The 14233-nt window shown below is 69.7% G+C and carries 14 protein-coding genes; 4 read left to right on the forward strand and 10 right to left on the reverse strand.

Features of this window, described 5'->3' with window-relative positions:
* Positions 1-80: 80 nt before the first annotated feature.
* On the reverse strand, positions 81-1730 hold the full coding sequence (gene pgm, locus OG984_RS23350) for a phosphoglucomutase (alpha-D-glucose-1,6-bisphosphate-dependent) (protein ID WP_328528570.1): 1650 nt from the start codon (positions 1728-1730) through the stop codon (positions 81-83).
* Positions 1731-1768: 38 nt separating this feature from the next.
* Here pgm and OG984_RS23355 point away from each other — a divergent pair, with 38 nt between their 5' ends.
* Complete coding sequence (locus tag OG984_RS23355; RefSeq protein ID WP_328528571.1) at positions 1769-2560, forward strand: crotonase/enoyl-CoA hydratase family protein; 792 nt, start codon at positions 1769-1771, stop codon at positions 2558-2560.
* Here the strand turns inward: OG984_RS23355 and OG984_RS23360 are convergent.
* From OG984_RS23360 to OG984_RS23370, 3 genes are all read right to left on the reverse strand, one after another.
* Entirely contained in the window at positions 2542-3345 is an 804-nt protein-coding gene (locus tag OG984_RS23360) for a hypothetical protein (protein ID WP_328528572.1), read from the reverse strand. The genes OG984_RS23355 and OG984_RS23360 overlap by 19 nt on opposite strands.
* Before the next feature lie 85 nt (positions 3346-3430).
* On the reverse strand, positions 3431-4372 hold the full coding sequence (locus tag OG984_RS23365; RefSeq protein WP_328528573.1) for an oxidoreductase: 942 nt from the start codon (positions 4370-4372) through the stop codon (positions 3431-3433).
* A gap of 74 nt (positions 4373-4446) precedes the next feature.
* Complete coding sequence (locus OG984_RS23370; RefSeq protein ID WP_328528574.1) at positions 4447-5055, reverse strand: LysE/ArgO family amino acid transporter; 609 nt, start codon at positions 5053-5055, stop codon at positions 4447-4449.
* A gap of 74 nt (positions 5056-5129) precedes the next feature.
* Between OG984_RS23370 and OG984_RS23375 the strand changes: the two genes are divergently transcribed.
* Complete coding sequence (locus OG984_RS23375) at positions 5130-6032, forward strand: ArgP/LysG family DNA-binding transcriptional regulator (protein WP_328528575.1); 903 nt, start codon at positions 5130-5132, stop codon at positions 6030-6032.
* Positions 6033-6043: 11 nt separating this feature from the next.
* On the opposite strand, the gene OG984_RS23380 is transcribed toward OG984_RS23375, so the two are convergent.
* Together OG984_RS23380 and OG984_RS23385 are read right to left on the reverse strand one after the other, a co-directional pair.
* Positions 6044-6409: a hypothetical protein gene (locus tag OG984_RS23380; RefSeq protein WP_328528576.1), complete on the reverse strand. Its 366-nt coding sequence runs from the start codon at positions 6407-6409 to the stop codon at positions 6044-6046.
* 91 nt (positions 6410-6500) lie between these two features.
* Positions 6501-7721 carry an MFS transporter gene (locus tag OG984_RS23385; protein WP_328528577.1) on the reverse strand — a complete coding sequence of 407 codons (1221 nt, stop codon included), beginning with the start codon at positions 7719-7721 and terminating at the stop codon, positions 6501-6503.
* 82 nt (positions 7722-7803) lie between these two features.
* Here OG984_RS23385 and OG984_RS23390 point away from each other — a divergent pair, with 82 nt between their 5' ends.
* The gene (locus OG984_RS23390; protein ID WP_328528578.1) at positions 7804-8679 is read left to right on the forward strand and encodes a LysR family transcriptional regulator; all 876 of its coding nucleotides are present in this window, start codon (positions 7804-7806) and stop codon (positions 8677-8679) included.
* Positions 8680-8752: 73 nt separating this feature from the next.
* Here the strand turns inward: OG984_RS23390 and OG984_RS23395 are convergent, their stop codons facing one another.
* Together OG984_RS23395 and OG984_RS23400 are read right to left on the reverse strand one after the other, a co-directional pair.
* Positions 8753-10606, reverse strand: coding sequence for an acyl-CoA dehydrogenase (locus tag OG984_RS23395; protein ID WP_328528579.1), 1854 nt, complete (start codon positions 10604-10606; stop codon positions 8753-8755).
* Positions 10607-10722: 116 nt separating this feature from the next.
* Positions 10723-11967: an MFS transporter gene (locus OG984_RS23400; RefSeq protein ID WP_328528580.1), complete on the reverse strand. Its 1245-nt coding sequence runs from the start codon at positions 11965-11967 to the stop codon at positions 10723-10725.
* Between the two features lie 72 nt (positions 11968-12039).
* Between OG984_RS23400 and OG984_RS23405 the strand changes: the two genes are divergently transcribed.
* Entirely contained in the window at positions 12040-12492 is a 453-nt protein-coding gene (locus OG984_RS23405; protein ID WP_328528581.1) for a nuclear transport factor 2 family protein, read from the forward strand.
* A gap of 21 nt (positions 12493-12513) precedes the next feature.
* Here OG984_RS23405 and OG984_RS23410 read toward each other — a convergent pair whose 3' ends face one another.
* Together OG984_RS23410 and OG984_RS23415 are read right to left on the reverse strand one after the other, a co-directional pair.
* Positions 12514-13425, reverse strand: coding sequence for a calcium-binding protein (locus tag OG984_RS23410; protein WP_328528582.1), 912 nt, complete (start codon positions 13423-13425; stop codon positions 12514-12516).
* 163 nt (positions 13426-13588) lie between these two features.
* Positions 13589-14221, reverse strand: a complete 633-nt coding sequence (locus OG984_RS23415) for a DUF2461 domain-containing protein (protein WP_328528583.1) — start codon at positions 14219-14221, stop codon at positions 13589-13591.
* Between the last annotated feature and the right edge of the window lie 12 nt (positions 14222-14233).

A 14233-nucleotide genomic window follows, 5' to 3' on the forward strand; every position in this document is an offset into this window, starting at 1 on the left:
ACACGTTGTTCGTCGGACTATCCGGTCGCTCTCATAGGGCGAGTAGTCCTACGAACGACGTGTTACACGTCCGGGAAGCGCTAGCTCAACGCCGCAGTGACCACCGCCTTGGCCTCCTCCTGGACCTTCGCCAGGTGGTCGGCGCCGCGGAAGGACTCGGCGTAGATCTTGTAGACGTCTTCCGTCCCGCTCGGGCGTGCGGCGAACCAGGCCGACTCGGTGGTCACCTTGAGGCCTCCGATGGCCGCGCCGTTGCCGGGCGCCTCGGTGAGCTTGGCGGTGATCTCCTCGCCGGCCAGCGTCGTCGCGGTGACGGCCTCGGGGGAGAGGGCCGCGAGCTTCGCCTTCTCCTCGCGCGAGGCGGGGGCGTCGATCCGGGCGTACGCCGGCTCCCCATGTGCAGCGACCAGCTCGGCATAGCGCTCCGACGGCGACTTCCCCGTGCGCGCCAGGATCTCGGAGGCGAGCAGCGCCAGGATGATGCCGTCCTTGTCGGTGGTCCACACGGTGCCGTCGAAGCGGAGGAACGAGGCGCCGGCCGACTCCTCGCCACCGAAGCCGAACGAGCCGTCGATCAGCCCCGGCACGAACCACTTGAACCCGACCGGCACCTCGACCAGCGGCTTGTCGAGCGCTCCGGCGACCCGGTCGATCATCGAGGACGAGACCAGCGTCTTGCCGATCCGCGCGGTCGCTGGCCAGTCCGGACGTGCGCCGCCGAAGAGGTGGTCGATGGCGACCGCGAGGAAGTGGTTGGGGTTCATCAGCCCGGCGTCCCGGGTGACGATGCCGTGCCGGTCGGCGTCGGCGTCGTTGCCGGTGGCGATGTCGAACTCCGGGGTGCTCTCCAGGAAGCGCACCAGCTCGGCCATCGCGCTGGGGGAAGAGCAGTCCATCCGGATCTTCCCGTCCCAGTCCAGCGGCATGAACCGCCAGGTCGGGTCGACCAGCTCGTTGACCACGTTGAGATCGATCTTGTGCCGCTCGGCGATCTCGGCCCAGTAGGCGACCGAGGCCCCGCCCAGCGGATCCGCCGCGATCCGCACCCGGGCGTCGCGGATGGCGGCCAGGTCGACCACGTTGGGGAGGTCGTCGACGTAGGTGCCCAGGAAGTCGTACGCCTCGGCCTTCCGCCGCGCCGCGGCGAACGGCACCCGCTTGACGCCGGCCAGACCGGCCCGGATCAGCTCGTTGGCGCGGGCGGCGATGACCTTGGTGGCGTCGGAGTCGGCGGGGCCGCCGTGGGGCGGGTTGTACTTGAAGCCGCCGTCGGAGGGCGGGTTGTGGGACGGCGTCACCACGATCCCGTCGGCCAGGCCGGGGCCCGACAGACGGCCGGCGTTGGCGCGAAGGATGGCGTGCGAGACCGCCGGGGTGGGCGTGTAGCCGTCGCGATCGTCCACCAGGACGCGTACGTCGTTGGCGACCAGCACCTCCAGCGCGCTCGCCCACGCGGGCTCGGAGAGGCCGTGGGTGTCACGCCCGATGAACAGCGGCCCGTCGATCCCCTGCGAGGCCCGGTAGTCGACGATCGCCTGGGTCGTGGCCAGGATGTGCGTCTCGTTGAAGGCCGACCTGAGCGAGGACCCTCGATGCCCCGAGGTGCCGAAGACGACTTGCTGCGCCGGATCCTCGGGGTCGGGCTGCAGGTTGTAGTAGGAGGCGACCAGGTGAGGTACGTCGACCAGGTCGGCGGGCGTAGCGAGCGTTCCAGCGCGTGGGTCAGCCATGTGTCCCATCATGCCTACTGCCCCGTAGTCTTCTCCCCATGCCCCTCGTCACCACCGAAATCAACGACGGCATCGCCCAGGTGCGTCTCAACCGCCCTGACAAGCTCAACGCGCTGACCCTCGACCTGCTCCAGGAGCTGGTCGACACCGCCAAGGAGCTCCGCAAGAACCACGACCTGCGCGCGGTGGTCATCGCCGGTGAGGGGGACGCGTTCACCGCCGGTCTCGACTTCGCCTCGGTGCTGCGCGACCCGAAGAAGATCGTCGGTGCGTTCATCCCGGTGCCCTTCCGCGGCACCAACCTCTTCCAGGAGTCGGTCTGGGCGTGGCGCCGGCTGCCGGTCCCGGTGATCGCGGCCGTCCACGGCCACTGCCTCGGTGGCGGCGTACAGATCGCGCTCGGCGCCGACTTCCGTATCGCCGAGCCCGACTCGCAGTGGTCCGTCCTCGAGGGCAAGTGGGGCATCATCCCCGACATGACCGGCATCCGGTCGCTGTCGGAGGTCGTCGGCATCGACACCGCGAAGAAGCTGACCATGACCGCCGAGCAGTTCTCCGGCGAGCGCGCCTACGAGCTGGGCCTGGTCACCGAGCTCTCCGCCGACCCGGTCGCCACCGCGACCGCCTTCGCCCGCAAGCTCTCCGAGCGCTCCCCGGACCAGCTCGCCGCCGCCAAGCGCCTCTTCAACGACACCTGGTACGCCCCCATCAAGCGCACCTTCTCCCGCGAGCGCATCGAGCAGCTCCGCCTCCTCTTCGGCGAGAACACCAAGATCGCCCGCGAGGCCGCCTTCAAGCGCGAGAAGCCGACCTACAAGCCCCGCCGCTGACCAGAATCAGCCGAGTCCTCAGTTGTGGCGGCCGAATCTGTAGTTGTGGGTGACGAGAGTCGAGTTTCGTCGCCCACTTCTGCGGTTTCGGCCGCCACTTCTGCAGTCTCGGCCTGCGCCGCCAACGCCTCGGCGTGCTTGCGGCGACGCTTGATCTCGCCCTGGGCGAGGACGAAGGCGAGGATGACGGGCCAGACGTACTTCAGATGGTTGGCCGCCCACTTGACCCACTCGGGAACCTGTACGTCCGGTAGGTCCGGCCAGGGGATCGACGGCCACGGGATGCTGGGGAGGTCGGGGAGCGGCAGGTCGGGGAGGTCCGGAAGGTTCGGGAGTGGGAGGTCGATGTCCGGGAGCGAGATCCGGGCGAGGATCCACGCGACGACCATCGCCGCGACGATGCCGCCGACGACTCCCGCAGCACCGCCGAGGGTCTCGATGAGCGCATAGCGCCTGGGATGCTCGATCACCCGGCGTTCGTACGCAGCGGCCCGCGACCCCGGCTCCGGAGTCAGGTCGACGCCGCCGATGCCGGCCATCCCGGCCAGGTCCTCGCCGGGCGCGAAGTAGGTCGCGCGCCGCGGCGTACCGAGCCCGGAGTGGATCACGAGCATGCTTCCGTGGTCGTCGGTCTCGAGCCGGGCCCGGTCGTCGGCGGTCTTCCGGGTGAGGATCTCCTCGCCGTCGACGGTCCACACGAACGTACGGATGATCTCGCCGGTCACCTCGAGATGGTGGGTGTGCCCGGAGATCGTTCGCGACCAGATCTGGACCTTCTTGCTCACCCTGGTGAATCTAGGATCCGGGGCACCGTCGAGGCATCGGCCGGAGGTAGCGACCGGGATCAGACTTTGGTCAGGGGTGGGCCGATCAGGGGTAGGACACCCCCGTGGTCTGCTCGGAGAGCTCCCACAACGCCCGCGCCGCCTCACGATCGCGCGCGAGCCGCGACGCGGTGACCGGCTTCGGCACACCGCGGGCCTCGAAGGCGTCGCTCGGCCCGATGTACGTCCCCGGCTCCAGCCCCGGATAGGTCGCCGCCATCAGTGCCGGCCAGGCGCCCGCTTCGGGGGTCTGCGCCATGGCATGGACGGCGGCCTCGCTGATGCTCGCGATCGGCGCGATCAGCCGCCTGGACGTGCCGTTCGCCATCAGCCGCGTCGAGGCGAGCCCCGGGTGGGCGGCGTACGCAGCGATCGGCAGCCCCGCCTTCTCCAGGCGCCGCTGGAGCTCGAAGGTGAAGAGCAGGTTGGCGAGCTTGGACTGCGAGTAGACGTTCCAGGGTGAGTACCGCCCGACCTGCACGGTCGGGTAGCCGAGCGGCGCCTTGCGGGCCAGCTTGTGCATCATGCTCGACACGGTCACGATCCGCGCGTCGCCGCTCTCGGCCAGCGGCTCGAGCAGCAGCCCGGTCAGCAGGAACGGCCCGAAGTGGTTGGTCGCCATCTGCAGGTCGAGGTCGTCGACGGTGCGCGACTGCGGCGTCGCCATCACACCCGCGTTGTTGACCAGCAGATGCAGCGGCCCACCTCCGTCGAAGGTCGCCGCGGCGATCGCCTCGGCACCGGCCCGCACCGCCTGGAGCGAGGAGAGGTCGAGCGCGACCCGGTCGAGCCTGGCGCCCGGGACTTCCTCGGCCAGGGCGGCCGCAGCCGCGTCGAGCTTCTCCCAGGACCGCCCCGCCAGGATCACCCGTGCCCCGGCGGCCGCGAGGCCGCGCGCGGTGAAGTAGCCGATCCCGCCCAGCGTCGGTCCGGTCACCACGGCGTTCTTGCCGGTCAGGTCAGAAATGTCGGAGGTCGTCCACGGCATGCGGCCACACTAGGCGGCGACTCCACACAATGGACGCATTTGACGGTCGGCCCCGGCCTGTCAGCCCAGCTCGATCAGCCCAGCCCGCCGAGCGCGAGCCCGCCGGCGATCGCGAGCATCATGCACCCGATGAGGCTGTCGAGCACCTGCCACGCCCGCCGGCTGGCGAGCAGCGGACCGAGGAGCCGCGCGCCGTAGCCGAGCCCGGCGAACCAGATGATGCTGGCCAGGCACCCGCCGAGGGCGAACCCCCACCGCGCCGAGCCGTACGTCGCCGCGATCGACCCGTGGAGCACAAGTGTGTCGATGTAAACATGCGGGTTGAGCCAGGTGAAGGCGGCGGCCTTGGCGATCACGCGGGGTAGCGCCTCACGGGGCGCGTCCGCCGCCTCCAGGCCCGACGGGCGCAGCGCCCGGCGGAACGATCCGATGCCGTACCAGCCGAGGAACGCCACCCCGAACCACCGCAGCACCTCGACGGCCCAGCCCGCCCGGGCGACGACCGCTCCCATCCCGCCGACGCCGGCGCAGATGAGGATGAGGTCGGAGACCGCACAGACGCTCACCACGACCAGCACGTGCGAGCGCAGGATGCCCTGACGCAGGACGTACGCGTTCTGCGAGCCGATGGCGACGATGAGGCTGAGCCCGGTGAGGAGTCCGGCGAGGCTGGCGTTGATCACGCCGGCGACGCTAGAGCGCGACCGGCCAACAGACCAGCGAAAGAATCTAACCGAAGATAAGCCACACTTAAGACGTGCCAGCTCTCGACCCGACCCAGCTCGAGACCCTCGTCGTGATCGCCGAGGAAGGCACGTTCGACGCTGCGGCGCGCCGCCTCCACATCACCCCGAGCGCCGTCAGCCAGCGGATCCGGGCGCTCGAGCGCGCGGCCGGTCAGGTGCTGGTGCGGCGTACGACGCCCTGCACGCCCACCGAAGCCGGCGAACCCCTCATCCGACAAGGAAGACAGCTCCGCCTGCTGCTCGCCGAGGCGGCCGCGACCCTGAGGACGGGCGACACCGACGACGACACCGTCGTCGACCTCTCGGTCGTGGTCAACGCGGACACGCTCGCGACCTGGTTCCGCCCGGTGCTCGACGAGGTCGCGACCTGGGAGCGGACCGCGCTGCGGATCACCGTGGAGGACCAGGGCTACTCGGCCGACGCGCTGCGTCGCGGCGAGGTCCTCGCCGCCGTCACCAGCGAACCGAAACCGGTCCAGGGCTGCGCCGTCGAGCCGCTGGGGAGGCTCCGTTACACCCCCGGTGCGGCCCCGGCGCTCGTCGAGCGCCACCGCAAGGGCAGGGGCATCGAGTGGGGCGCGATGCCGATGATCGTCTTCAACGAGAAGGACCACCTCCAGGACGAGGTGCTCGCCGCGCACGGCGCCACCCGGCCACCGGTCATCCACCGCGTCCCGAGCAGCCACGACTTCCACGAGGCCATCCGGCGCGGCCTCGGCTGGGGAATGCTGCTCGACGCCCAGGCCGAGTCCGACCTCGAGACCAGGACGACGATCCCGCTCCCGGGCGCGAAACCGATCGACATCCAGCTCTTCTGGCAGCGTTGGCGCCTCGACTCGATCGCCCTCGACGACCTGAGCGAGGCCGTACGCCGCGCCGCCCGCTCCGGGCTACGCCCGACGCGCCGTCGCTGAACGGGAACGGGTCAGGCCCGACCGCCCGGATAGCCGGCACCGAAGTGCTGGCCCTGAGGGCCGTTGCCCGGCATGGGCTGCCCGGCCGGCGGGTAGTGGCCCTGCGGAGGCGACTGAGGGCCGGGAGGGTAGGGCCCCTGAGGGCCGCCACCGTAGGGGCCGGGGTCGTACTGGCGGTGCTCGACGGCGGTGGTGTGCTGGGACCGGTTCACCGACAGCAGCACGCCGATCACGATCGCGAGGCCGCCGGTGACGACGAAGATCCAGCCCAGCGGCTCGCTGGCGATCGCGTTGGCGACCTCGTCGGGCAGATCCACGGCGCTGGTGAGCAGGACGAGTCCGAGGACCAGCAGGATGATTCCTAGGCCGATGGTCATGGCAGAACTCCAGAGGTTGGGGGCAGGCGCGCCACGCTACCCAGCCGTTTCAGGCCCCCATACCGTCCCCCGCATCACGGACCCCAGCCGTTCAGGCCGTACGCCGCGTCCCGGCCACCCCGCGCGCCGCCACCGCGAGCAGCACCAGCAGGAGCACGCCGAAGGCAATCACGGCGGGCCCGGTCGAGACGTACTGAACCATGATCCCCAACAGCACCACGGGCACCGTGATCCCCACGTAGGCCATCAGGAAGAGGCCGGCCAGCGCCTCACCGCGGCTGTCTGCGGGCGCCACCGAGATCACGGTCGCGACCGCCGCCTTGAACGACATCCCCGACCCGGCCCCGGTGACGACGGCCCCGACGACCAGCACCCAGAACGTGCCGGACAGGAGGGCGCCGACCACGAGGAGGAGCCCGGTGGTGAGTGCGACCAGGCCGGTGACGTACAGCTGACGGCGCTGCCAGCGCCCGGCGAGCACCTGGAAGAGCGCCGCGGCCCCGAAGATCGAGAACCCGACCACGCCCGCGACGACGTGCGAGTGGAGACCGAGCTCGTCGGCGAGGAACGACGGCACCAGCGAGGTGAAGAAGCCGAACATCGCGAACGCCACGAAGCTGGCCGTCCCGGCGGCGAAGTAGGCGCTGCGGGCGTCGGCCGGAACCCGCACCCGCTGCGGCCGGTAGGTCCATCCCGGCTGGTCGGTGTCGACCGTCTCCGGCGCCGCCACCACCGCCAGCAGCCCGACCACCATGAGGAACGCGAAGACCGCGTAGGGCGTGTAGAGCGGCCGCGGCGCCCACTCGGCCAGGGCCCCGGCGACCAGCGGGCCCAGCCCCAGCCCTCCGATGTTGGCCGCGGTCGCGACCACCTCGGCACGGGTTGCGGGAGCCTCCGGCCGCGCGTTTCGGTGCAGCTCGGCGAGATGGGCCGTCGCCGTCGCCGTCAGCATCCCGACGCCCAGCCCCGACAGCAACCGCGCCAGCAGCAGCCAGCCCAGCTCATGGGTGGAGAGGAAGATCAGTGCGGAGAGCACGTTGAGCAGCACCGCCGGCGCCACCACCCGCCGCCGCCCGAACCGGTCCGAGAGGTGGCCGGCGAGGAAGAGCGAGATCGCCACCCCCGCGCCGTACGTCGCGAACACCACCGTGATCGCGAACGAGCCCCACCCCTGCTCGTCGACGTAGAAGACGTAGAGCGGCGCCGGCGCGGCCGCGAAGCCCATCGTCGCGGCGAACAGGAACGCCACCGACCAGAACCCGCGGGCGTGGTGGTGCCGGTCGGCGAGAGGCGCTGCCTGGATTGTCGTCATGCTTCCATGCTCGCCGATCCACGGGATCATCTCCAACGAATCTTGTCGAAGGTACGCATCACCATCTGCGATAGTGAAGAGCATGCAGCCCCACCAGCTGGAGTACTTCGTCGCCGTCGCCGAGACCGGCAGCTTCACCGCCGGCGCAGACCGGGTCGGTGTCGTGCAGTCCGCCGTCTCCGCAGCCATCAAGCAGCTCGAGCGCGGGCTGGGGGCGCCGCTGATCGAGCGCGGCTACCACCGGCTCGCGCTCACCGCCGAGGGTGAGGCGCTGCTCCCACGGGCTCGCGACGTGCTCGCCGGCATCGCGGCTGCCCGAGAGGCGGTCGCCGGCGCCCGCGGCCAGGTGGTCGGCACCGTCCTCTTCGGCACCCTCTCCTACACCGGTCGCTGGAACATCGCCGAGGTCCTGCAGGGCTTCGCCGCCCGCCATCCCGGCATCACCGTGCGGATGCGCCAGACCATCTCCGGCAGCGCCACCAACGAGGCAGACGTACGCTCCGGCGCCCTCGATCTCGCTCTGGTCTCCACGCCGGCGGCCTCGCTGCCCGGGCTGACGCTCACCCGCATCCACGGCGACGAGCTGGTCTTCGTCTGCGCGCCCGACCACCGCCTGGCGCGGGCCGGTGCGGTGACCGCCGCCGACCTCGCCGGGGAGACCTGGGTCGACTTCCCGACGGGATGGGGCAACCGTACGGTCGTGGACACCGCGTTCGCCTCGGCCGGCGTCCCTCGGACGGTCCGCACCGAGGTCACCAGCTTCGAGCTCGCCCGCAACCTCGTCTGCCGCGGTCTCGGCGTCTCGATCGTGCCCCGCGCGTCGGTCGAGGGCGATCCGGGGGTCGTCGCCGTCCCGATCGGTCTGGACTGGTCCTTCCAGCTCGCCGTCGCCAGCAACCGCCGGATCTCTGCGGCCGCTGCACGGCTCGCCGACGCGGTCACCGCCTCCGCGATCTGAGCGGCGGACGACGAAGCGGCCCGCCCGGAGAACCGGGCGGGCCGCAGCGTACGTGCCAATCAGAACCTGGAGATCAGAAGGCCGACTCCGGCAGGTCCATGATCGAGTTGTCGATCGCCTCGGCGATGGCCCGCTCAGCGGTCAGCTTCGGCAGGTTGTAGGAGGCGAAGAACTTCGCGGCGGCGACCTTGCCGGTGTAGAAGTCCTTGTCCTTGCCGGGGTCGCCGGCCAGCGCCGCGAGGGCGATCTCGGCCTGGCGCAGCAGCAGCCACGCGACCACGACGTCGCCGACGGCGAGCAGCAGGCGCGAGGTGTTCTGGGCGACCTTGTAGATGTTGGTGATCTCCTCCTGGGAGGCCATCAGGTCGTTGAACATGTGGCCGACGATCGCGTTGACGTCCTCGAGCGCGGTCGCGAGCAGGGCACGCGACTCCTTGAGCTCGGCGGAGCCCTCGTTGTCGAGGAAGGCCTGGATCTCGCCAGCGATCTGGCCGAGCGCGGCGCCCTGGTTCTTCACGATCTTGCGGAAGAAGAAGTCCTGGCCCTGGATCGCGGTGGTGCCCTCGTAGATCGAGTCGATCTTGGCGTCGCGGACGTACTGCTCGATCGGGTACTCCTGCAGGAAGCCCGACCCGCCGAAGGTCTGCAGCGACTCGGTGCCGAGCAGCGTCCAGGCGCGCTCGGAGCCGTAGCCCTTGACGATCGGGAGCAGCAGGTCGTTGACCGCGGCGGCCAGCTTGTTCTCGTCGGAGCCGTCCTCGGTGAGGACGACCTTCTCCTGCCACGAGGTCGTGTAGTAGACCAGTGCGCGCATGCCCTCGGCGAAGGACTTCTGCACGAGCAGCGAGCGACGCACGTCGGGGTGGTGGGTGATCGTGACGCGCGGGTCGGTCTTGGCGGCCTTGGTCAGGTCGGCGCCCTGGACGCGGGTCTTGGCGTACTCCAGCGCGTTCAGGTAGCCGGTCGACAGGGTCGCGATGGCCTTGGTGCCGACCATCATCCGGGCGTTCTCGATGACGTCGAACATCTGGCGGATGCCGTCGTGCACCTCGCCCAGCAGCCAGCCCTTGGCGGGCTCGCCGCCGCCGACCTGCGGGTCGCCGAAGGTGAGCTCGCAGGTGTTGGAGACCTTGATGCCCATCTTGTGCTCGACGTTGGTGACGTACGCACCGTTGCGCTCGCCGGTGAGCTCACCGGTCTCGTGGTCGAAGTGGTACTTCGGCACCAGGAAGAGGGAGAGGCCTTTGGTGCCCGGGCCACCGATGCCCTCGACGCCCTTCGGGCGGGCGAGGACGAGGTGCATGATGTTCTCCTGCAGGTCCGACTCGGCGCTGGTGATGAAGCGCTTGACGCCGGTGATGTTCCAGGAGCCGTCCTCGTTGGGGGTGGCGAAGGTCTTGCCGGCGCCGACGTCGGAGCCCGCGTCGGGCTCGGTCAGCACCATGGTGGAGCCCCACAGGCGCTCGACCATGATCTCGGCGATCCGCTTGTCGCGGTCGTTGCCGTTCTCGTAGACGACCTTCGAGAAGAAGGGGCCGGCGCCGTACATCCAGATCGCCGGGTTGGCGCCCAGCAGCATCTCGGCGGTCGCCCAGATCAGCGAGTTCGGGGCCACCTGGCCGCCGATCTCCTCGGGGGTCTGCAGGCTCCAGAAGCCGGACTCCATCCACGCGTCGTAGGACTTCTTGAACGCGGCCGGGACCGGAGCGGTGTTCGTCTTGGGGTCGAAGACCGGCGGGTTGCGGTCGGCCTCGACGAACGACTCGGCGAGGTCCTCGCGAGAAAGACGCTCGACCTCGGCGAGGATCTCCTTCGCGGTGTCGACGTCCAGGTCCGCGAAGGGACCGGTACCGAGAACCTTGTCGGTGCCGAAGACCTCGAACAGGTTGAACTCGATGTCGCGGAGATTGCTCTTGTAGTGGCTCACTGATCCACCTTCATAACCTTTGTCGGATGTACCAGTTGCGGGAGCGCCGATCGGCACGCACTACTGGCGGGTAACATCAAGAATAGGCATGCGGTTAAGGGGTGGCAAGCCCGGGGCTACTCACAGGTAGGGTTCTTCGTCACAGCGGAACGCCAGGGGAGCAGCCCGGAGGAGAGCAGGAGTACGCCGCCGGCCACCGCGATCGCGGTCCGTGGGCTCGTCGCAGCTGCCAGTGCTCCGGCTGCGAGCACGCTGACCGGCTGGGCGACCTTCATGGTGATCGACCAGGCCGCCTGCACCCGCGCCATGTGGTCGTCGTCGGTCTCGCGCATCCGGTAGGTGGCGAAGGTCGGGTTGAAGACGCCCGCACAGAGGATCAGCCCGAAGTTGGCGGCCGTGAACCAGACGAACCCGGTCGCCCCGGCCGGGGTGAGCGCGATCGGGACGGTCCAGAGGGTGCGGGCGACCCCCGACCCCAGCAGCACCGCCCGCTCGCCGAGCCGGTGGGTGAGGCGAGGTGCGCACATGGCGCCGAGGATGCCGCCGAGGCAGGGTAGGCCCATGGCGACGCCGTACATCCACGGCTCCATGCCGAGCTCCCGCAGCGTCAGCACGGTCTGCAGCGGGCTGGTCGCGATCACGCACGAGCCGAAGAGGGCGGCGTTCAGGAAGAGCGCGCGCAGATCGGGCCGGGCGAAGATGTAGCGCCAGCCGGCGGTCACCTCGGCGAGCCAGTGCTGCGGCTTCCGTGCCGGTGGTTGCGGCTCCGGCGTACGGATGGAGCGGATGCCGAGCGCGGAGAGCAGGTAGGTCACCGCGTCGACGAGCACGGTCAGCGTCGGCCCGAACGCGGAGACGAGAGCGCCGCCGATGGGCGGCCCCGCGGTGAACGTGGTCCAGAACGTCGTCTCCAGCCGGCTCGTCGCGGCGAGCCTGGCCTCCGGGGCGACCAGCGCCTTCAGGTGTGCCCCGGAGGCGGCGGTGAAGGCGAGCTCGCAGGTCGCCGCGACGACCCCGACGACGCACAGGTGGGTATAGGTGAGCAGGTCCAGGACCCCGGCCGCCGGGATGCTGAGCATCGCCGCGAACCGGATCAGATCGGCGCCGATCATCGTCGGTCGCTTGTGCCGGTGCTCGATCCACGGCCCGAGCCGGATCCCGGCCGCCGCGGCCGCGAACCCGGAGAGCGCCGCCAGCAGGGACACGTGGAACGTGGACGAGTCCAGGACGAGCACCGCGACCAGCGGCAGGGCGCCGTAGGCGATGGTCGACCCCGCCTGGCTCGTCGCCGTCGCCAGCCAGAGCCGGTTGAAATCCCGTCCCGGTGTCGCGGTCCTGCGATCGGTCTCCGAGACGGTCACCCGGCGACCCTATCCGGGCAGGGATCGACGATCCGGTAGAACACGTTTCAGTTTCGGCGTACGATCTGCCGCATGATCTCCTCCGACGCCATCACCTGGAACGCTCCCGACGACGAACACCCCGCACGTACGGCCGGCCAGCGCTCCTATGCCGCCGTCGCCAAGGGCGACCTCGACGAGTGGTTGACGATCTACGCCGAGGACTGCGTCCTCGAGGACCCCGTCGGGCCCTCGATGTTCGACCCCGAGGGCAAGGGCCACCACGGTCACGAGGGGCTGAAGGCGTTCTGGGAGAAGGCGATCGCCTCGGTCCACAAGTTCGAGTTCGAGATCAACGACTCCTTCGCCAACCCCGAGGGCAACACCTGCGCCAACATCGGCCGCATCAAGACCTCGTTCCCCGACGGCAGCCACACCACCACCGACCTGATCATGGTCTACACCGTCAACGACGAGGGCCGGATCAAGTCCATGAAGGCCTTCTGGGAGCCCGAGCGCACGATGGCATCGTTCACCTCCGCCTGAGCGGGTCCTCGGTGCGCGACGTCATGGCGTCCAGTAGATGGCGCTGCTGTTCGGAAACGGCCGAAGGCCGCCGACCTGGTTGCAGGAGTACGTCGCCCCGGCGCCGGGCTCAGGTGCACAGACGTCTCTGCCGGATTGACCCTTGACGACATCGGCACTCGCGCCGCCGGCCAGGCTGTCGTTGTCATCGCCGCCGAGGATGCGGTCCTTGTCGTCTCCGCCCCCGATGCCGTCGTTGCCGTCGGCTCCCGCCAAGTAGTCGGCACCGCTGTAACCCAGGATCCAATCGGGTCCGGGACCGCCGTAGAGAGTGTCGTTGCCGGCCTGGCCGTGGAGGCTGTCGGGGCCGATTCCGCCGCTCGCCTGGTCGGCCCCGTCGCCTCCTGAGATACCGTCGGCTCCGGCCCCGCCGTAGAGCTGATCGGCGCCACCGTTCCCTCGGACGTAGTCGTCGCCCGCTCCACCAGAAACGACGTCGTTCCCGGTGGTGCCGTAGAGGTTGTCACCGCCCGCCTCGCCGTAGACCCGGTCGTTTCCGCCCTGTCCTTCGACGAGATCGTCGCCATCGCCGCCGTAAAGGGTGTCGCCGCTGTCGATCCCGCTGCTCTCGATGCGGTCGCCAGGGTTGTAGTGACCGTGGATGGCGTCGTTGCCGCCCAGGCCCCAGATGACGTCGGAGCCGGTGCCGCCGCGCAGGTGATCGCGGGCGGAGGTTCCGTGGATCCGGTCGTTGCCGGAGCCGCCGAAGGCGTACGCCGACCAGATCTCGTCGTTTCCGCCCTGCCCGAAGACGATGTCTGTGGCGTGGATCTTGTCATCACCGTCGCCGCCGCACACGACGTCGTTCGAGTCGGCATAGATGGTGTCGGCTCCGGGCGTGCCGAGGATGAAGTCCTGGTCGGAGGACGTCCTCGGCGTCTGTCCCCGATTCATGTCGACAGTGACCACTACTCCTCCGCAGGTAGCGGCCGCGTTCGCGGTGCTGGCGGTCAGTGTGATTCCGGGGATGACCAGAAGCGAAGCGGCTCCTGAGAGGAGGACAGTCGTACGCACAGCGGCACACCCTAACGGGTATCGCGCCGCAGCGTCTCGGCAATCACGCCACCGCGTGCTCGGCGATCCACTCGACGAGGGGACGTACGGCCCGCCAGTCCTTCTTCACCTCGCCGACCAGGTCGGGGGTGTGGATGATCGGCTCGAACCCGATGGTGCGGCCGAGGTGGATCGACTTGTGGCGGAGCAGCTCGATCTTGGGGTGGTCCTTGTCGAAGCCGCGCGGGGCGGTCTTGAGGCGATCGCCGGTGACCTCGTAGCCCTTCTTCTCCGCGACGGCGAGGCGCTTCTCCAGGTCGGCGCCGTAGTGGTCGTGGACGATGGCGTCGCGGAAGGCGGCCAGCCGCGGCGGCTCGAACCAGTAGCAGCCGCCGCCGGTGCGGATGCCGCGGGGCGAGACCTCGACGTAGTAGCCGGTCTGCGGCGCGACGGCCACGAAGGCTCCCTGGTGGGTCTTGTAGGGGAGCTTGTCCTTCGAGAAACGTACGTCGCGGTAGGGCCGGAAGATCTTGGCGCTACCGAACTCCTCGGCGAGCTCGTCGGTGAGCGCCTTCATCGGCGCGAGCACCGACTCCTTGTAGATGTGCTTGTGGGCTTCCCAGAACGACTTGGTGTTGTCGACCTCGAGGTCGTCGTAGAAGTCGAGCGCCGCAACGGGAAAGCCTTCGAAAGTCACCCGGCAAGTCTA

The organism is Nocardioides sp. NBC_00368 (assembly GCF_036090055.1).
Lineage (GTDB): Bacteria > Actinomycetota > Actinomycetes > Propionibacteriales > Nocardioidaceae > Nocardioides.